The following is a 17,500-nucleotide window of genomic DNA, read 5'->3' as shown; positions in this document are numbered from 1 at the left end:
CTCAAGCTGATCACCGAAGCTGCGGATCCGGCCCGGCCCTCGGGTCGAGCCGGATGGTAGAGGAGCATTCTGAGGGCGCTGAAGTCGGACCGTGAGGACCGATGGAGTGCTCAGAAGAGACCCTGCCGGCACAAGTAGCGACAAAGCAGGTGAGAACCCTGCTCGCCGTAAGTCTAAGGTTTCCTGAGGAAGGTCAATCCGCTCAGGGTTAGTCGGCCCCTAAGGCGAGGCTGAAAAGCGTAGTCGATGGGAAACAGGTCAACATTCCTGTACCGTTCCGTTCTCGATATGACGATGAGGTGACGCAGAAGGATAGGCGAGCCTACGATTGGAAGTGTAGGTTGAAGCGTGTAGGCGGGAGTCGTAGGAAAGTCCGCGGCTCCGGTAACGCTGAGACGTGACCCCGAGGGCTTCGGCCCGCAAAGTCGCTGATTCCATGCTGCCAGGAAAAACCTCTAAGCAGAGAACGGGGCGACCGTACCGCAAACGGACACACGTAGACGGGGAGAGAATCCCAAGGCGCTTGAGTGATCCCCTGTGAAGGAACTCGGCAAATTGACACCGTAACTTCGGGAGAAGGTGTGCCGCTGGTGGTGACGAGGTTCGCCCTCCGAGCTGTCGGCGGTCGCAGTGAAATGGCCCAGGCGACTGTTTACTAAAAACACAGGACTCTGCTAAGTCGAACACGACGTATAGGGTCTGACGCCTGCCCGGTGCCGGAAGGTTAAGAGGAAGTGTTAGGCGACCCTCGGGTCGGCGAAGCTCTGAATTGAAGCCCCGGTAAACGGCGGCCGTAACTATAACGGTCCTAAGGTAGCGAAATTCCTTGTCGGGTAAGTTCCGACCTGCACGAATGGCGTAACGATCTGGGCACTGTCTCCACAGGGGGCTCAGCGAATCTGTAGTACCGGTGAAGATGCCGGTTACCCGCATGAAGACGGAAAGACCCTGTGAACCTTTACTGCACCTTGGCACTGATCCCTGATGCGTTATGTGTAGGATAGGTGGGAGGCTTTGAAGCCGGGACGCCAGTTTCGGTGGAGTCACTGGTGAAATACCACCCTTAGCGTATTGGAGATCTAACCTGGGCCCGTGATCCGGGTCGGGGACACTGTCAGGCGGGTAGTTTGACTGGGGCGGTCGCCTCCTAAAAGGTAACGGAGGCGCTCGAAGGTTCCCTCAGGCTGATTGGAAACCAGCCGCAGAGCGCAAAGGCAGAAGGGAGCTTGACTGCGAGACCTACAAGTCGAGCAGGTACGAAAGTAGGACTTAGTGATCCGGTGGTTCCGTATGGAAGGGCCATCGCTCAACGGATAAAAGGTACTCCGGGGATAACAGGCTTATCGCCGCCAAGAGTTCACATCGACGCGGCGGTTTGGCACCTCGATGTCGGCTCATCACATCCTGGGGCTGAAGCAGGTCCCAAGGGTTCGGCTGTTCGCCGATTAAAGTGGTACGTGAGCTGGGTTTAGAACGTCGCGAGACAGTTCGGTCCCTATCTCATGTGGGCGTAGGATACTTGAGAGGAGCTGTCCCTAGTACGAGAGGACCGGGACGGACGAACCTCTGGTGCACCAGTTGTCGCGCCAGCGGCACAGCTGGGTAGCTATGTTCGGGAAGGATAACCGCTGAAAGCATCTAAGCGGGAAGCCAGCCTCGAGATGAGGTATCCCTGAAGACCCCTGGTAGACTACCAGGTTGATAGGCGGGACGTGTAAGCGTTGCGAGACGTTTAGCTAACCCGTACTAATCGGTCGTTCGGCTTGACCATTTTCAAAGGTTGCTGCACTCGGGACTTGGGCGCTTAGGTTTGCGCACGGCCGATTTGGCCGTGTGGAGGAGGCCCGGAAGGATTCGATTCGGTGGCGGAGTCGCTGGACGTGGGGCTCCGCCCGGTTTGCAGTGATTTCCGGTGACCGTAGCGCGGGGGAAACACCCGTTCCCATTCCGAACACGGCAGTTAAGCCCCGCAGCGCCGATGGTACTGCACCGGTGACGGTGTGGGAGAGTAGGTCGTCGCCGGGATCCTTCTCAGCCCCCGGTGGGTGAACAACCCGCCGGGGGCTTTTTCGTGCCCGGTCCGAGGAGGCGCGCGGACCGTGTCCGGCATCGCTGAGCCAAGGGCCGCCGGTTCGGTTTTGACGCCTTGTCAGGGGTAGTAGCCGCTCATCGTGTGGGCGTTCGCGTTCGGGCGGCGAACGTCGACCTTGATCCGACGGAAGCCGTCGTCCGAGCGGGTGCTGGCGGACTGGTAGGCGAGGAAGTACTGAGAGCGGAGCTCGCGCTGGACGCTGGCGTAGATCTCGTCGAGCGAGTCCGGGTCACGAACGAAGTAGCTCTTACCGCCGGTTTGCGTGCTGAGGCGGTCGAGTCGGCGCCTGACCCCGGCCTCGGCGATTCCCAGCCCGATCGCGTAGATGGTGACGCCGGCCCGGCGGGCGTATTCGAGGGTATCGTCGAAGGAAAAGCGTGAAACCTCGTCCTTGCCGTCGGAAAGCAGGAGGATCGCGCGCTGGCCGGTGACTCCTGCGAAGTGGTACAGGCTGAAGATGAGACTGTCGTAGAGGGCGGTCTGGCCTTCAGCAACCAGGCCCGCCAGACCGCTGCCCAGATCCGTCAGGTCGTTCGTGAGGCGAACGGCCAGCTGCGGAAAGCGGTTGAAGGTGATGACAGCCGCCCGGTCTCGTGGAGTCACGGCCTGTTCGAAGAACGCCAGCGCGGCTCGCCGTGTGATGTCGAGAGAGTCGCGCATGGAGGCGGAGTTGTCGATGACAACGCCGACATGAATAGGCAGATCGACAACGCGCTCGAAGCGGCTTGTGATCTGCCTCTGGCCGTCCTCGAACACGGTGAAGTCGTCTTCTTCCAGGTCGTCGATCGGACGTCCCCTACGGTCCGTGACCGAGATAAAGAGCTCGACGAACTGGACCTCGACCTGTTCGATGTCGGTGGGCGAGTTGATGAACACCAGATCCTCGGCCGTGTTGCCGTCGCTCAAGTGGGCGACGGCGCGTACGTAGGAGACGCCGGCGTACGGTGGAAGCTGGATCGGCTGGACGAACGGCTCCTGGTAGACCGTGGAACTCAGGTTCTCGTTCAGATAGAACTCGAGCCGGTCGAGGGTTGCGCCCTCCGGCACGTCCACATCGGCGCGGGCTCGCAGGCTCGAGATGTAGCGCCGGCCCCGATGCGGTTCGATCAGCCGGACGGAGAACGTGTGCTCGCCTGCGTTGATCGGGAGTTCGTCCCAGGCCAGCAGACCGCCATCGTCGCCCTTGCCCTCGACGCGCAGAGTGCGGGGCCTGGGGAAGTCGCCTAGATCGATTTCAACACTGAAGGGCGGCTGGACCTTGCTCAGGACCGGCGTGTCGTCGAGAACGAAGGAGACTGCCGCAACTCCTTCGCCCTCGACCACCGCATCGAAGCGCACCAGTCCCGAGAGGATCTCGCCCGCCGGTTTGAGGAGCCGGATCTTGACCGACTCCGAACCGACGCTGCTGGCCGCTTCCGATAGCAACCGTTCGCCCTCGGTCTCGGGCTCTGCGAGCGGCGCGCGGTTGGACAGCTTCGGCACGGCGAGGTCCTGCTCTCCCCGGAAGAACCTGCCGCCGTTGATGTCCTCGAGCCGCAGGATGATCCGGTAGTCCCCGGGGCGCAGGTAGCGCTGGAAGGGCAGGAGCAGTGTGTGTCGGAAAGCGGCAGCCTGGTCCCCCGCGGCCGGAAAGCCGAACTTGTAGCGGAAGGACTCGAACAGCTCCTGATCCCTGACGACTTCGCCGACCAGCAGGAGATCCTGGGATCGGTATCCGGCAAACTCGCCGACTGCGACCGCGGAGGCGTCGATCCTGACGTGGCCCTCGACCACGGTACGGCTCTGAAAGCGCCCCAGGAAGTCGTACTCGATGTGTGCTTCAAACAGGGGTGCGGCGGAAGGCAGGTCGGTAGACGCCGCGGCGAACGCGGCGACCCACTCTTCGTTCCGTGGGCGGGGTTTCGCCAGCACCCGCGCCAGTTGACTCGAGTAGTCGCCTCCGAGGCCGCGCACCTGGTCCACGACATCCTCCAGCAGATGGCCGTTGATGCAGGTCTTGGCGCCCTCTATGAGGCCGCGAATGTCACCGCGGCCCGGTACCCACACCCGGGCCTCGCCGAGACCCCGTGCTCGCACGAAGATCAGCAGGAAGCGAAACCTCACGCGATCACTACCCTGGTAGACCCAGATCTCGGCCGGGATTCGGGTTGTCGTGCAGCGGATCTGGACGATCCGGTTCGGTTCGCCGTGAATCAGCAACACCTGCGAGCGGGCGTCGGTGAGTCCTCCGTAGTTGCTTCGCGCGTAGGCCACCCGTTCTTCCCAGCGCTCCCGCATTTCGTTGCGGCCGGTCTTCGGAACCGGATCGCGGACCTGCCAGAACTTGCGCACGAACGCATCCCGTTGGTAGTCCCTTGTGAGGAGGAGGAACAGATCCCGCTCTTCGGAAGTCATGATCGCGGCGACCTCGGCGAGCCACTGAGCGTGGCGTTTATCGAGGTCGTCGCTTGTCGCGGTCTGTGCGGCGCTGGACGGCCCGCTCCCCTGCCCCTCGACCTCTTGCGCGGCGGCGGTCGCGGTCAGGACGGCCGCGCCTCCGATGCCGCTCAGGATGCTCGCGAGGACGAGGCGGTTGCGACAGCTCCGAAGCCGGTGGAGTCTCATGCGGCCGGCTCGGGTCACGGTCAGACAGAGTAACAGCCCGAGGCTGGTAGCCGTTCCCTTTCGGCGGGCGGAGATCGCTGCGGAGGCCTGCGGAATGCGGCCGCAGGTTGCTATACTGCCGCGTCCTGTCTCAGGTAGCGAACGCCGGTGGCCGACGCTTTCAAGTCTTGACTCTCAGCCTCGCGGAGGACACACCCCATGCCGATCAAGCTCGTCTCAGACCGTTCAGTTCTTCGCCTCACCGTACTTCTCGTGGCGCTCCTCGTTGTGGCGCCTGCCTTTGCCCAGTTGCCGCCCGACGCGGTCGACCTGGCGAAGGTGAAGATCCCGGAGGCGGTCAAGTCGACCGATCTCTGCCCGGTCAAGCTCGTGCCTTCCGTCGCTGACGGCGAGACGTGGACGCATGGGGGCATCGACTACCGCGGCAGCGAACCGGGAGTGCAGGCTTCCTTCGCCAGCGATCCCGACTCCCACGCCTCCAAGGCCGCCGAAGAGCGCTACGTCAAGAACTTCATGCTGGCAATGAGCACCATCTGGTGTCCGATCACCGACGAAGTGACTCCCGGGGGCCGCAAGCAGGTGGATGGCCTGGGCTACACCTGGGAGAGCTGCTGCTCCTTCTGCGATGAGGAGATGATGCCGGAGAACTTCGACGAGGCCCTGGAGCGTCTCCGCGAGCGCGCCGTCGAGTCCTTTGAGTTGACTGGCGGCATCTACACCGAGGGTGCCAGCAGCCCGGTCGAAGGCGCGATCCGGGACGACATCTAACCGTTCGGGCGCTGGGACCCCCTTGCCGCGGATTACGCGCGTCTATACGCGGACCGGCGATGACGGAACGACCGGTCTGGGCATTCGGGTCCGGGTTCGGAAGGACTCTGCCCGGGTCGAGGCCTATGGAGCGATCGACGAACTGAACTCGGCGGTCGGGGTAGCCCTGGCTGCCGGCGTTTCAGCACGGATCGGCCGCAGTCTGGCCAAGGTGCAGCAGGAGTTGTTTCACCTCGGTTCGGACCTCTGCGTGCCCGTTGGCGGCGACGCTCCGCCGGTCCCGCGCATTGAGGAACGGCACGTCCGGGGCTTGGAGGAGACGATCGACACACTGCAGGAGGAGCTGGAGCCGTTGGCCAACTTCGTTCTGCCCGGCGGGTCGCTGGCCGCAGCGGCACTCCATCTGGCACGCACCATCTGCCGTCGTGCCGAAAGGCGCCTGGTGACTCTTGCGGCGACGGAAGCAGTTGGCGCGCCGGCCCTGACGTACGTCAACCGACTCTCCGACGCCCTGTTCGTGATGGCCCGCTACGAGAACAAGGTGCGTGGCGAGGCCGATGTGTTGTGGGACTCGAGGGCCTAGCGGCGGTCCGCCACTTGGGTGCCTGGAATGCGCCTGCCGCGCCGCCTACTGGATGTCGCCACGATCGGGCTCGTGTTTCCCGTGGCCTCGGTTCTGGGTTACCTGGCCGGGAGGGCGGTCGGAGATTGGTTCGACGCACCGAATGCCGGCGCCCTGATCGGCGGTCTCTTCGGTGTCGCGGCGGGCTTCTACAACGTGTACCAGGTCGTGCAGCGACTGAACGCGGACGAGGAAGATGGTGGCACGGACCAACGATGAACTTGCTGTCATGTCGAGGCGCGTCATGCGATGCGCTCTGGGCGTGACCGCGGTTGGAGGCGGGTTTGCCCTGGCCTGGAGTCTGAGCGCCGCACTCACCTTGACAGCCGCTGGGGTCGTCAGTAGTTTCAGCTTCCGCGGCCTGGAGATGCAGGTTCGCGCGCTGGAGCCTCACGCCGACGGGCGTGTTGGCGCCAAGAACATCCTGTTCATCGTTCTCCGCTATTCGTTGTTGAGCGCTTTCATCGTCGCGGCCCTTCTGGTGGGGTCAAGGGAGTTCATCGCGCTGATCCTGGGATTCACGGTCGTGCCGCTGGCGCTGCTGATCTCCGAGTTGGCGAGCCGGTTTCACTTCCTGAGTCGTTTCAATCGTCATGGCCGCGGGTGAACATTCGATCCTCTACAAGCCGGTCAACGCGGCTTGGCAGGGCGTGGTGGAGTTGGCCGGAGCCGAGGAGAATCTCCCTCACGAGGTGCCGGACCATGTGGTCATGGCCCTGTTCGTCTTCGGCGTCGTCACCACGATCGGCGTCACCGTTTCACGCGGCCTGCGCAAGGACGATCCCGGCAAGTTCCAGCAGATCATCGAGGTCTTCTTCGTGTGGCTTCGCAACCTCCTCGAAGAGACGATCGGCGAGGGTGGTTCGCGGCACCTGCCCCTGATTGCCTCGTTCGCCTTCTTCATCTTCTTGAGCAATCTGTCGGGCTTGATCTTCTTCCTGAAGCCCCCGACCCAGAACGTGAACGTGACCTTCGCCCTCGCGATCACGGCGTGGGTGCTCTACCATCTGTTCGGCCTGCGCAGAAACGGGCTGCGCTACTTCAAGCACTTCGCCGGGCCGGTCATCTTTCTGGCGCCCCTCTTCATCCCGCTCGAGATCATCACCCACGCGGCCCGGGTGCTGTCGCTTGGCTTGCGCCTGTTCGGGAACATCTTTGGCGAGCACCTCGCGGCTGCCGCCATTTTCGGCCTGGTCCCGTTCGCGGTGCCGTTGCCGATCATGGCTCTGGGTCTCATGGCTGCCACCATCCAGACCTTCATCTTCATCCTGTTGACCACTGTTTACATCGCCGAGGCCGAGGCCGAGGCACACTAAGGGGACTCTCGCGAAATGAAGAAGTCAAAGCTGGTCTTTCTCGTGGCCGTGCTACTCACGCTGTTTGCCGTTCCGGCTCTGGCGCAGGACGGTGCAGGGGAGGGCGACGGCGGCGCCAATCTCGGCCTGTTGGGGGCCGCCGTGGGGCTCGGCATCGCCGCGGCCGGCGGCGCGATCGGTCAGGGTCGAGCGACCGGCGAGGCGTGCGCCGGGTTGGCGCGCAACCCGGGTGCCGGTGGCCGCATTCAGATCATGCTGCTCATCGGGCTCGCGTTCATGGAATCGGTCGTCCTCTACACCCTGCTGATCGCGCTCCGCGGCGCCGGTTTCTTCTAGAAACCAGGACAAGCCGCTCCGCGGCGGAAGCTGGGCGCTCCGCCGCTGAGCCAAGACGCCCGTTTGGGGACCGCTTGCGCGGCCCGGGTCGGGTGCGCGACTCAATTCCGGCACGCACCGGCCATCTTGGCCGTGTCCGGTGCCGGTCTGATGGCGGGCCCCCTGCCCGAGTTCGTGCCGGGCTGCCCCGAAACGCAGGCTGGGAATGGAAGAACCTCCCGTCTGGTTCCGGCCGCGGGACTTGGCATCGAATGTGCTGCCCCTCGCTGGCGAAGGTGCCGCGGTCCAACAATGCGCGGCGGGGAGGTACAGATGAACGCGATGGCCGATCACAGTGGTGGTTGGAACTTCGAGGCCGAGGCGTTGCCCTTCATGGACAGCCTCTACAGCACGGCCTATCGGATGTCCCGGAACAAGCAGGACGCCGAGGATCTGATCCAGGAGACCTATCTGCGGGCCTTCAAGTACTACGACAAGTTCCAGGAAGGAACCAACTTCAAGGCCTGGCTGTTCAAGATCCTCAAGAACACGTTCATCAACCGCTACCGCAAGCGGCAGCGGCAGCCGCTGAAGAACTCGTTCGACGACATCGAGGACGCCTTCGAGTGGAAGCTCCTGGAGTCGCCGCTCTTCGCGCGCGGCCCGACGCCGGAGGAAGACCTGCTGGAAGGCGCCCTGGATCAGGACGTCAAGAGGGCCCTTGAGGATCTGCCCGTGGACTACCGTGTTGCCGTTGAACTGGCGGACCTGCAGGGACTGTCCTACCGCGAGATTGCCGACCGGCTCGGAATCCCGTTGGGAACGGTGATGAGCCGGCTGTACCGGGGACGGCGCAAGCTGGAGACGGTCCTGCTGCGCTACGGGCGGGAACACGGCTACATCCGGTCCGGAATGCCCCGGAAGATGCGGTCCAGGCAGGACGCAGCCTGAAGGCCGCCAGGGGAGGTTGCACAAGCCGCAACGTAGCCGGGTTTGTGCCGCAGGCGGCTCGACGTGGCACAATAGAGGACTCGTTCGCCCGCCGCACCCGCTAACTCATGCGTTCCAAGCAACTTGCGCACTGGATTGGCGCCTCGGCGCTGATCGGACTGAGCGTGTTGGCCGGATGGCGGGGACTACAGCCGCGATCCGAGAGGCTGGTTGTTGTCCTCGAGAGACCGTACAGCCCGACCGAGGCGACTCCAGCCCCCGACCTGGATGCGGCCGCCCTGGACCGGGTGCCGTTCCCCCTCGAGCGTCGGATTCGTAGCGGCGACACGCTGGACCGCGTCCTGACGCGGGCGGGTGTTCCCGACTCCGAGCTGCACCAGGCCTCGGCGTCGGTAGCGGAAGTACTCGACCCGCGGAGACTTCGTGCGCGCGAACCGGTCTACTCCATGGTTCGCCGAGGCGGGGAGTTGGTCGCCATCCGACTCCCGCGCCGGGGTCAGGGCGTGGTGGTGGCCGAGCGCAGTGACGGCGCCTGGCGCAGTCGCTACCGCCCTTACCGGCGCGCGCATGTGCGGCGCCTGGTCCGGGGTGAACTGCGGGGAGGGCTAGAGAGCTCGATCAGCCGCGCCGGCGCTCCTTCCCGCCTCGCGTACGGCATGGCGAGCGTGCTGCAGTGGGATCTGGACTTCAATCGCGATCTTCGCCTTGGCGATCGCTTCGAGATCCTCTACGACGAACTGCTGCTTGACGGCAAGGCCGAAGGTGGCGCCGCCATCGTGGCGCTGCGCTACCGGAATCGGGAGACGTGGCTGGAGGCGTATCGCTTCACGGGCGTCGAAGCCAACGGGCCCGAGAGCGCCGATGCTGTGGCGGAGACCGAACCCAACCGGTACTACGACGGCGAGGGGCAACCGCTGCGACGCCAGTTCCTGCGTTCCCCTCTGCCGTACTCGCGGGTCACGTCGCGCTTCTCGATGAATCGCTACCATCCGATCCTGAAGCGGCGCATGCCCCACTACGGCGTCGACTACGGAGCGCCGACTGGAACACCCGTACGGGCGACCGCCGACGGCACCGTCGTTTCGGCCAGTACTCGCGGTGGGGGCGGCCGAACGGTTCGCCTGCGTCATACCAACGGCTACATGACGGCGTACCTCCACCTGTCCGGCTATGCCGAGGGGATTCGGAGAGGCCGCCGAGTGCAACAGGGCCAGGTGGTCGGCTACGTGGGCTCCAGTGGTCTTTCAACCGGTCCCCATCTCGACTACCGCGTGCAGAGAAACGGCCGCTGGATCAATCCCGCCACCCTGGTCAACGATCCTGTTCCTCCGCTGGCCGCTGACGTGCTGCCCGCCTTTCTCCAGCACCGCGACGCGCTGCGGCTGGAGCTCCGGGGCCCGGGTCGTTCCGTCGTCGGCGTGGGACCGTAGGCGCGGCGGCGACAGGACGACAGGGCGTCGTCGGCACCCGCCCCGCGCCGGGGCTCAGGGGGAGGGGTCCCTGCGGCCGTGCGCGCTCTGGAAGAGGATGTAGGGACGGCGCGCACTCCTTCCCGCTCGGAGTCTGGAGAAGTAGTAGAGAAGGCAGGTACTTGTCAGGGGCGACGGGGAGGGTCTGTCCCCCAACGCGGTCCTGCTTGTCGCGTAGGTCCCTCAGCGCCCGTCGCGGCCCTGGGGTCTCTGCCAGCCTCTAAGGGCTGGAGAAGGCCATTGGACTCGTGGTGCGGTTCAGGCGGCTCGGTCCACTAACTCCAACTCAGGGAAGACGTTCAAACCCTCGTACGCAAAGGGCCGTCCTCAGTACGGCAACGCGAGCATCAGGCTTCTAGTGGTTCAGCGATGAACTTCTGGTCGGCAGGAAGGTAGCGGTTCGCCGCTGCGCGGATCTCATCAGCGTACTGGAAGATGTCGTCGACCGACCCGATGGGGACGAGGCGGGGCTTCTTGTCCTCGCCGATGAGGGCCAAGTACTTGTTGTCTGGATTGTTGAAGTGCAGGCGGCAAATGGGTTGCCGGTTGGTGTTGTCGAGCAGGATGCCGCAGTACGACTTCACATCGCGCATGTGAATCCGCTCTGGTGAGAGGTCCCGACTCAAAATGGCCTTCACGGCGAAGAAGCCCTGCCACTCTTCCTCGGTCGTCGTGTGGATGGGGTCAGCCACAGGCGGAGCGGTGTCTGTGACCTGGTCGGAACCAGCATCGGAGGATGCCTCGTCGGCTTGGTCACCCTCGAGCACTCGCGTGATCTGAGCTTCTAGGCGGTTTCTCAGGAACTGTCTCAAGGCTCGTTTGGTGATTCCAGTGAACTGACTGACCACCCTCTTCGTGTGGGTCCGCGGATAGACCCTCTTTGAGAAGAGCCTGACGAAGGCGGGCGATGGATCATTCCATTCCTGCTCAATCAGGCTGAGGACCTCGCGGGTGTACTTCAGATCCTGAGCCTGGCCCTGGAGCGCCGCTGCGTCGAACGAGGACTTCGTGAAGCGACTGATCTCCTTCGCCTCGGCCTCATCGGCGTTACGCAGGTCGAACTCGTAGAAGGGGCGCTCATCCATCCTGTTCGGAGCGTCGACATCGGAAAAGAACCGGTAGGTGACCCCATCTGTCAGGACGGCAACACGTGACTCCGTCACGCTGAAGTAGCGATGGAGCTGGGACTTCGCGGCGTCGCCGAGGTCAGCGCCATAGCGCTTGCACTCGAACAGCAGGATCGGCTTGCCGTCACGCATGATCGCATAGTCGACCTTCTCGCCTTTCTTGGTGCCCACGTCAGCCGTGAACTCAGGCACGACTTCGGTTGGGTCGAAGACGTTGTAGCCAAGGACATCTGCGATGAACGGCAGTACAAGAGCCGTCTTGGTCGCTTCTTCGGTCTGGACGCTTTCGAGATGCCTCTGAACCCGCCGCGCCAGCCGCTGGAGGCGGTCGACCAAGTCGAGTCCTTCGGATGTCGAGGTCATCGTTGCCCTCCTAGAATCGATGAGCACGGAAGTGTAGCTAGACCGACTAGACGTGTGGATCGTCGCCCCTCCGGACAGTCTTGGCGCGCGAGTGTAGCTAACTTCCGCTCACGCCCCCGGGGCCGCGAGCACGACCAAGCAGCCGACTTCCTCTCGGCCAGCTGCGGCCGCGACACCGACCCGGCACTCCGCGGCTCCGGACTGGTCGTCGTCGGCCTTGGCAGGGTAGTGGGTGGTTCTGAAACAGGGGTCAGCGGCAAGTCGTTAGCGGGTCGGTTCGTTCGGAGCTACGATCTGCGGAATGGTACGCAGATCGGATCGTCGGCGGTGGGCCATCCTCACGGCGGCATTGGGGATTGCTTCGGGCTTCGCCACTGCGGGTCTCACGCTGATCTGGGACCACTACGGGCCTGAGAGAGTTGTGGCCGCTCTCAGGGACCTGCAACCCGTGCTGGAGGTCTTGGTGCTGCCTGTCGGCGTTGTTCTCGCGATTTCGGGTCTTCTGTGGCTAGGCGGCATCCTCTACCACCTAGATCAGTGGCGTGGCGAGGCAGCGGCTGAGAAGTGGGAGGCGATTGGCCGGTCCGGGGACGAGTTCTTTGCCACGCAGAAGCGAGATGGTCTGCCATCGGCGTGTGCGCTCGGCAAGTTTCCAGTGCAGGTCGGGAAGTACGCCAAGAGGATCGCCCTAGAATCGGATGATGGTGTTGTGAGTTGGAGCAAGGCGTCGGTCGTCCAGGCGTACCGCCTAGCGGAGATCTTCAGGCAGTACGGCTATGTGCGTGGACGCCTTCGAGTCCTCAAAGAGCGCAAGGAACTCCCTTCTCGCCCGGCCTCTCGGCTCTAGCCCTCAACTCCTTGGTCGTTCGTGAGGATCATCCTCGTCATCTCCTCCTAGCCGCATGAAGACGCCCTCAAGCAGCGACCGTGCCGCTTCATCTTGGGTGGGGTGCTCAGTCTCTGGCCGTCCGTCTCTCGCTGTGGCGACCCACGTCCCGTTCTTCTCCCTGACCGTTCCAACAGACCCACCTCCATGCCCCGCAGGCAGGAGTGGGAGAACCGTCAGTTTCTTGGTGATCGGGTCAGGGCTGATCCTGTACTGCGTCGGCTGAAACATCGTTGCCATCGGGCTATCGTCTCCACGGGTTTACTGTCGAGGGCGGTCGTTTGCTCGACGCTACTGTTCCACGCCATCGACGTAGACACGCTCCACGACACGTTCATCTTCGCCGATCACGGTGACCCAACGGCCTTGTGCCACACCATCGACGTACTCGCCTCGCCACACGTCCTGCGGGTTCGGCCTGATCGTCCACTCTCCGTGACGCAGTCCGCGCCGATACGGACCCTTGTGGAGTGCGCCAAACGATGTCTGGAGCGTCCACTCACCCTCCCTATAGCCATCGACGTACACGCCTGCGCTGAGCGACGAGAACTTGTCCTTCTGGTTCGTGTACTCGAGAATCCACGGACCGCTGCGTTTGCCGTCGACGTAGGCGCCTTCCTGCGACCCTCCCGGCACGTACTGCTCAGTCCACTGGCCCTGGGCGAATCCTCCCGAGCACTCGCCCTCAGAGGTGTTGGGCGGCACGAACAGACGCAACATGAAGCAGCGTGGACGTATCTCGTGCCAGCACGGGTACGGTGATGCGCTGCACAACGGTCCTGGAGCTTCCTGAGCCGAGAGCGGCGCGCCGGCTCCGAGCAACAGAGCTACGACCACGAACCGCGAGACCAGCCATCCCATGTAGAGACTCTATCGCGCTACAAGATGGCTTCCGCTCAACTCCCTACTGCCCACTGAGGGTTTCGTCGCCTGGTGGGGCTCGGGGCATACTCGGGTCGGAGACGAGAAGAGTGAGCGACCCCAGTGTCTCATGTCGTTGTCCTCCCGGCGCACGTCCGGGAGCCGGAACAACGAGTCAAGGGCTGTCGCAGGACTCGCCAACCTCAAAGCTGGCCACAACCGGGAAGTGATCACTGATCGAACTGGCGTTTTCGACACTCAGAACTTCGGCGGAGTCCGAGACATACCAGCACGCCGCCTCGTCTGAGACGAGGATGTGGTCCCACATAGCACCAGACTCGTGAGACCCACTCAAGTCCGCCGTCGGAGCGAACCACTCTCGCGAGTCGTTCGCGAACACTGCATAGGGACCCTCATCGTCGATCTCGTCGTTCAAGTCGCCAAGCACAACCACGGGCGTGGATGCCCAAGTATCGAGAATGTACTGATGCAGCGCTTCCGCTGCTTCCTGCCGCCGACGCTGCGAATCCTCATCGCTAAAAGCCTTTGCGTGGAGTATAAGGAGGACGATCTCGTCGTGGGCGGGAACACTGATCACCACCTCCAAAGGTGGACGGCCTGTGGCAAACGGTGGGCGGCTACCTCGCTCGGCGAGGTGCCCAAGAACGACTCGCGCGCCTCGAATCGTCACAGTGTCGGTTCTGTAGATGATCCCTACTTCTTGCTGGCTCCAAGTGTAGTCGGTAGAACCGTTCTCGACTCTGCCATCCCGGACCAGGAATCCTTCGTAACCGGGCAGATCTCGCAGAAGCCGTCCGAAGTCGCGGCTGTCCTCGATTTCCTGCACCGCCCACAGTTCCAGTTGCGTGGTCCGAATCACATCTCTGACCCCTGAGAACTGGGGACCGTCCTTGGGATCTCTGTCGCTGTCTCCGAACCACTTGATGTTCCAGGTCGCTACATCGAGTGTGTCGCTCGCCTCAGCTGCTGGGACCGAGGCGAGTACAGCACACACGAGGGCTCGCACTATCGTCTGCATCTTCTTCTCCAGAGTTCAGAAGCCAGGTGCGGCCGAGGCCACGAGGGTCAGTAGCAGCACAGGTGCTAGGTGGCGCATGACGGTTCTCCTACCGTGGTGAGCCGCTCATCGTACTACCTCCTTGGCCGCGAACCCGCACCGTCCCCACAGGGTCCGGAGCGGTTCGTCAGCGCGGCGAAAGAGACGGCCTTAGCGCTTGAGTCCCCCGCACGCCTCTTCGGAGGAGAGGAACAAAGAGACGGCCTTCTGGTCGGCATCTCCGAACGGAAACCGCACCGTCGGCGACCCTCTCCCCAACCTCAATGCCGTGCTCGTTCTCCAGCCACTCGACCAACTTGCTGACCTTCGCGCTGAGTCTGACCTCTTGGCTCGCCACCGCGCTGCCCGGCATGGAGCCGATCACGACCAGACCACAGATGGCGGAGAACAGCAGGAGGGCGGGGCGCCGTCTCGAACCACTCCTCCCCCTACGATAGCGGACCGGCAACGTTGCCGGTAAGTGGTTCTTCGTTCCTTTGCGTCTCTGACTCAGAGACGGTAGCACCGGAGGCTATTGACAGAAACCATCTGTGCGCCGTACTGTCGGTCCAGATGACAAAGCCGAAGAAGAAGCCGCCCACGAGTCCGACCAGCGCGGCCGTGAGGGCGGGTCGGATCCTCACGGGACTCGACGAGGACCCGAGGCCGAAGCGCCGCCGCGTCGTCATTGACCCACGAGACGGCACCGTCAAGCCGTTGCGGAGCGAGCAGGGCCGCTAGTTCCGTGAACGTTCCCGGTCCGTTCGTGACCGTGAGGATGCTTGTCCTGACCACGGCGGGAAGTGCGGCTGTCGGCCAGGTGAGTCGGACGGTCAGCGAATCGGCCGAGTGGCCGAAGAACGAAGCCTCGCCGAGTGGCACGCCACGCTCGGCCGTTGCACTGTGCGGCACCGGTTGTCGGCTACTGGCTTGAGTCTCTCGGACGAGCGTGGCGTGCCACTCGGCGAGGCTTCGTTCGTCGGCGCCGGCTCGGCTTGGCGTTCCGTCCCGGCTGCAGCCCGAACGCTCAGGTGTTCGGAGTAGTTCGGCCATGTCCCGTTTCCCGTTCCGGTGCTGTCGTAGCTTATCGGGGCGTCCATCGCCGCCTAGAAGCGGCCTAGGTGTGTGGGTTGGAGCGTGGGACACCTACGTCGTCGGCGATGCCAAGTTCAGCGGAACGGAGGTAGAGTCCACCTAGAACCGAGGGGCGGGATTGTTGGACAGGCAGGTCCAGGAAACAGCGAACTGAGGAATGAGCGACCATGAGCTACCGTGGCCTCGACTCGGCGTGCCACTCTTCCGAGACGGGCATCACCACACCTATCTGCAGATCAACGACCCCTCGTTCGTGGCTTCGCAGTTCCAGGCGGCCGGAGATGCTCTGCTAGAGCACTGTCTCAACAACCAGAGGGACTGGGTCATGCGTCCAGCCCTCTACTGCTACCGGCACAGCGTCGAGATGTACTTGAAGACCTGCATCGTCCTGTACACAAAGGCAGATCTACCCGATGAGGACCGTAACCATGATCTCCAGAGGCTCTGGACCAAGGTCAAGACGCTGCTGGAACAAGCTGGCGACGACAAAGACGACGCCGTCCTTGCCGTGGACGGTTGGATCGAGGTCCTTGCTGCTTGGGATCCCAAGGGCGAGAGCTTCCGCTACGCCGATACGAAGACCGGGATTCGGCGTGGCTTCCAGCAGCCCGCTCTCAACGCTGTCGATCTCCGCCGAACGATGGAGATGCTGTCTACGTTCCTGGAGGGTTGCGCTGATTTCCTGAACGCAGCTAGCGAACCTTGACCTAGTGGTGAGTCGCCCCGCCATACTTGTCACCGCCCTGTCTGTCGTCGCGCCGTTGGTGGGCGTCGGCGGCCAGGAAGATCCGGTCTCAGTTGCCGCAGCGGGGGCTTGGGTCCACGCCCTCGCCATCGACGCGCTGACCCCGTGCGGCGTAACCGCGACATTCGGCGTAGTCCATTAGAGGCGGGCGGCCTAAGCCAGCGGGCAAGACCTCACCGCGCTGCTGCGACAGGCCACTGCTCCGGGTCCTCTGGGCCTCGGTACGGGTGTCCTTTGCGCTTGTGCGTAGACCGGGCAGCCGTATCTGTCCGTTGCGTGACTGCGGAAGCGGAACGGATGGGTGATAGCGTAGACGGCATGCTGAGCGCGGCCGAGAGGCACAGAGAGGCCCGCTATACAATGCTCCGGCTCGCATTGACACTCCGGGAAACGGCGAACGCGCTGGAAGCGCAGGCGGACCGCTTGGAGGCTGCGGAACAGCGTCGCCGCGAGCGCCCGTTCGACCGGCTGGCTGTGCAGGGCGCGTTGTTCGAAGCTCCTCCTGTAGTTGATCAGGTGCGTCGGCTGGCGCGCGAATTCGACGAAGCCGAGCGCAAGGCCACGGCCGCTCACCGGGGCCTGTTCCGGCTCGTGTAGCCTTCCGGCTGGGGCGTTCTTGTGCGCCTTGGGCACGCTCGGGAGAGGCTCAGTCCCGGCTCCTCCTGTGGTCGGCTGTAGCCGGCGTCAGAAGCGAGTGTCAATGGCAACCGAAAACCGCACACTCGTGTCCACTGCCGTTGCCGGCGGGCTTAACCCCGTGGGGTAGGCGCAACGTTCATATCCTTGGTCGCCTCCGTGGTTCCGGTCTACCTCCGAGCCTTCCCGCAGGGATCAATTCTGGACGTGAGCGACCCTCCCGGCGGCCTGAAACAGGCCGGCACATGGGAGACCCTTGCGTGCCGCTCCAGGCGGCTGAAAGGGGGGGTCGCTCACGTCCCAACCCGAATCGCCTGGACCGACCCGGTCACCGCGCCCGCGAGGGCTCTTGCCCGGAGCGGCGAACGAGAAACGTCTTGCGTTTCAAGGACATTCGGGAGGTGTCCTCAGAAGAGGACGAGGTAAGTTTCGAAGAGTCGAAAACGGCACAAAGGGGGTGCAGGCCTTTTTCGGTTCTGGTGCGGATCCTGGAGCGACCCGGAGTTACGCGAGAGCCTGCGGCGCGAGGCCGCGAGCGTGATGCGTCGAGTAGCCGTCGATCGCAGGGCCGGACGTACCGCCGGCGGCCTCCG

Annotated in this window: 16 protein-coding genes and 2 rRNA genes (1 of these 18 cut by a window edge); 14 read left to right on the top strand and 4 right to left on the bottom strand. The window is 63.6% G+C overall.

All coding sequences use genetic code 11. The annotated features are described in order from the left end of the window. Together OXG83_17510 and rrf are read left to right on the top strand one after the other, a co-directional pair. Nucleotides 1–1,771: ribosomal RNA gene (locus OXG83_17510) — 23S ribosomal RNA — on the top strand (it extends 1,240 nt beyond the left edge of the window). A 137-nt stretch (nt 1,772–1,908) separates the two neighbouring features. Beyond that, nucleotides 1,909–2,025 (top strand): 5S ribosomal RNA (gene rrf, locus OXG83_17505). Nucleotides 2,026–2,149: 124 nt separating this feature from the next. On the opposite strand, the gene OXG83_17500 is transcribed toward rrf, so the two are convergent. Then, nucleotides 2,150–4,696, bottom strand: a complete 2,547-nt coding sequence (locus OXG83_17500) for a VWA domain-containing protein (protein MCY3966814.1) — start codon at nt 4,694–4,696, stop codon at nt 2,150–2,152. Between the two features lie 198 nt (nt 4,697–4,894). Here OXG83_17500 and OXG83_17495 point away from each other — a divergent pair, with 198 nt between their 5' ends. From OXG83_17495 to OXG83_17460, 8 genes are all read left to right on the top strand, one after another. Further along, nucleotides 4,895–5,464: a hypothetical protein gene (locus OXG83_17495; protein MCY3966813.1), complete on the top strand. Its 570-nt coding sequence runs from the start codon at nt 4,895–4,897 to the stop codon at nt 5,462–5,464. A 22-nt stretch (nt 5,465–5,486) separates the two neighbouring features. Further along, a complete protein-coding gene (locus OXG83_17490; protein ID MCY3966812.1) occupies nt 5,487–6,047 on the top strand; it encodes a cob(I)yrinic acid a,c-diamide adenosyltransferase in 561 nt (186 codons plus the stop codon). 27 nt (nt 6,048–6,074) lie between these two features. Beyond that, a complete protein-coding gene (locus OXG83_17485; protein ID MCY3966811.1) occupies nt 6,075–6,305 on the top strand; it encodes an AtpZ/AtpI family protein in 231 nt (76 codons plus the stop codon). Nucleotides 6,306–6,330: 25 nt separating this feature from the next. Further along, complete coding sequence (locus tag OXG83_17480) at nt 6,331–6,693, top strand: hypothetical protein (GenBank protein MCY3966810.1); 363 nt, start codon at nt 6,331–6,333, stop codon at nt 6,691–6,693. After that, a complete protein-coding gene (gene atpB / locus OXG83_17475) occupies nt 6,680–7,402 on the top strand; it encodes a F0F1 ATP synthase subunit A (GenBank protein MCY3966809.1) in 723 nt (240 codons plus the stop codon). The genes OXG83_17480 and atpB overlap by 14 nt, the downstream gene beginning before the upstream one ends. Before the next feature lie 15 nt (nt 7,403–7,417). Next, the gene (locus OXG83_17470; protein MCY3966808.1) at nt 7,418–7,738 is read left to right on the top strand and encodes an ATP synthase F0 subunit C; all 321 of its coding nucleotides are present in this window, start codon (nt 7,418–7,420) and stop codon (nt 7,736–7,738) included. Nucleotides 7,739–8,059: 321 nt separating this feature from the next. Next, nucleotides 8,060–8,668: a sigma-70 family RNA polymerase sigma factor gene (locus OXG83_17465; protein ID MCY3966807.1), complete on the top strand. Its 609-nt coding sequence runs from the start codon at nt 8,060–8,062 to the stop codon at nt 8,666–8,668. Nucleotides 8,669–8,775: 107 nt separating this feature from the next. Continuing rightward, on the top strand, nt 8,776–10,098 hold the full coding sequence (locus OXG83_17460; GenBank protein MCY3966806.1) for a peptidoglycan DD-metalloendopeptidase family protein: 1,323 nt from the start codon (nt 8,776–8,778) through the stop codon (nt 10,096–10,098). Between the two features lie 386 nt (nt 10,099–10,484). Here the strand turns inward: OXG83_17460 and OXG83_17455 are convergent, their stop codons facing one another. After that, entirely contained in the window at nt 10,485–11,627 is a 1,143-nt protein-coding gene (locus OXG83_17455) for a type I restriction endonuclease (protein ID MCY3966805.1), read from the bottom strand. 301 nt (nt 11,628–11,928) lie between these two features. Between OXG83_17455 and OXG83_17450 the strand changes: the two genes are divergently transcribed. Next, complete coding sequence (locus tag OXG83_17450) at nt 11,929–12,474, top strand: hypothetical protein (protein MCY3966804.1); 546 nt, start codon at nt 11,929–11,931, stop codon at nt 12,472–12,474. A 330-nt stretch (nt 12,475–12,804) separates the two neighbouring features. On the opposite strand, the gene OXG83_17445 is transcribed toward OXG83_17450, so the two are convergent. Both OXG83_17445 and OXG83_17440 read right to left on the bottom strand, forming a co-directional pair. Then, nucleotides 12,805–13,233, bottom strand: a complete 429-nt coding sequence (locus OXG83_17445) for a hypothetical protein (protein MCY3966803.1) — start codon at nt 13,231–13,233, stop codon at nt 12,805–12,807. Between the two features lie 316 nt (nt 13,234–13,549). After that, on the bottom strand, nt 13,550–14,413 hold the full coding sequence (locus OXG83_17440) for an endonuclease/exonuclease/phosphatase family protein (GenBank protein ID MCY3966802.1): 864 nt from the start codon (nt 14,411–14,413) through the stop codon (nt 13,550–13,552). Between the two features lie 591 nt (nt 14,414–15,004). On the opposite strand from OXG83_17440, the gene OXG83_17435 reads away from it, so the two are divergent. From OXG83_17435 to OXG83_17425, 3 genes are all read left to right on the top strand, one after another. Next, nucleotides 15,005–15,172, top strand: a complete 168-nt coding sequence (locus tag OXG83_17435) for a hypothetical protein (GenBank protein ID MCY3966801.1) — start codon at nt 15,005–15,007, stop codon at nt 15,170–15,172. Between the two features lie 511 nt (nt 15,173–15,683). Then, entirely contained in the window at nt 15,684–16,232 is a 549-nt protein-coding gene (locus tag OXG83_17430) for a hypothetical protein (protein MCY3966800.1), read from the top strand. A gap of 357 nt (nt 16,233–16,589) precedes the next feature. Next, nucleotides 16,590–16,868: a hypothetical protein gene (locus OXG83_17425; protein MCY3966799.1), complete on the top strand. Its 279-nt coding sequence runs from the start codon at nt 16,590–16,592 to the stop codon at nt 16,866–16,868. The last annotated feature ends 632 nt before the right edge of the window (nt 16,869–17,500 follow it).

This window comes from Acidobacteriota bacterium (genome assembly GCA_026707545.1).
Lineage (GTDB): Bacteria > Acidobacteriota > Thermoanaerobaculia > Multivoradales > Multivoraceae > Multivorans.
Note: the sequence above shows the minus strand (reverse complement) of the source record. Positions and strands in the feature narration are given on the sequence as shown.

Coding starts and splice junctions, on each gene's coding strand:
- OXG83_17500 (MCY3966814.1), bottom strand. CDS start 4,696: ATGAGACTCCACCGGCTTCGGAGCTGTCGCAACCGCCTCGTCCTCGCG.
- OXG83_17495 (MCY3966813.1), top strand. CDS start 4,895: ATGCCGATCAAGCTCGTCTCAGACCGTTCAGTTCTTCGCCTCACCGTA.
- OXG83_17485 (MCY3966811.1), top strand. CDS start 6,075: ATGCGCCTGCCGCGCCGCCTACTGGATGTCGCCACGATCGGGCTCGTG.
- OXG83_17480 (MCY3966810.1), top strand. CDS start 6,331: ATGCGATGCGCTCTGGGCGTGACCGCGGTTGGAGGCGGGTTTGCCCTG.
- atpB (MCY3966809.1), top strand. CDS start 6,680: ATGGCCGCGGGTGAACATTCGATCCTCTACAAGCCGGTCAACGCGGCT.
- OXG83_17470 (MCY3966808.1), top strand. CDS start 7,418: ATGAAGAAGTCAAAGCTGGTCTTTCTCGTGGCCGTGCTACTCACGCTG.
- OXG83_17465 (MCY3966807.1), top strand. CDS start 8,060: ATGGCCGATCACAGTGGTGGTTGGAACTTCGAGGCCGAGGCGTTGCCC.
- OXG83_17460 (MCY3966806.1), top strand. CDS start 8,776: ATGCGTTCCAAGCAACTTGCGCACTGGATTGGCGCCTCGGCGCTGATC.
- OXG83_17455 (MCY3966805.1), bottom strand. CDS start 11,627: ATGACCTCGACATCCGAAGGACTCGACTTGGTCGACCGCCTCCAGCGG.
- OXG83_17450 (MCY3966804.1), top strand. CDS start 11,929: ATGGTACGCAGATCGGATCGTCGGCGGTGGGCCATCCTCACGGCGGCA.
- OXG83_17445 (MCY3966803.1), bottom strand. CDS start 13,233: ATGTTGCGTCTGTTCGTGCCGCCCAACACCTCTGAGGGCGAGTGCTCG.
- OXG83_17440 (MCY3966802.1), bottom strand. CDS start 14,413: ATGCAGACGATAGTGCGAGCCCTCGTGTGTGCTGTACTCGCCTCGGTC.
- OXG83_17435 (MCY3966801.1), top strand. CDS start 15,005: ATGACAAAGCCGAAGAAGAAGCCGCCCACGAGTCCGACCAGCGCGGCC.
- OXG83_17430 (MCY3966800.1), top strand. CDS start 15,684: ATGAGCGACCATGAGCTACCGTGGCCTCGACTCGGCGTGCCACTCTTC.
- OXG83_17425 (MCY3966799.1), top strand. CDS start 16,590: ATGCTGAGCGCGGCCGAGAGGCACAGAGAGGCCCGCTATACAATGCTC.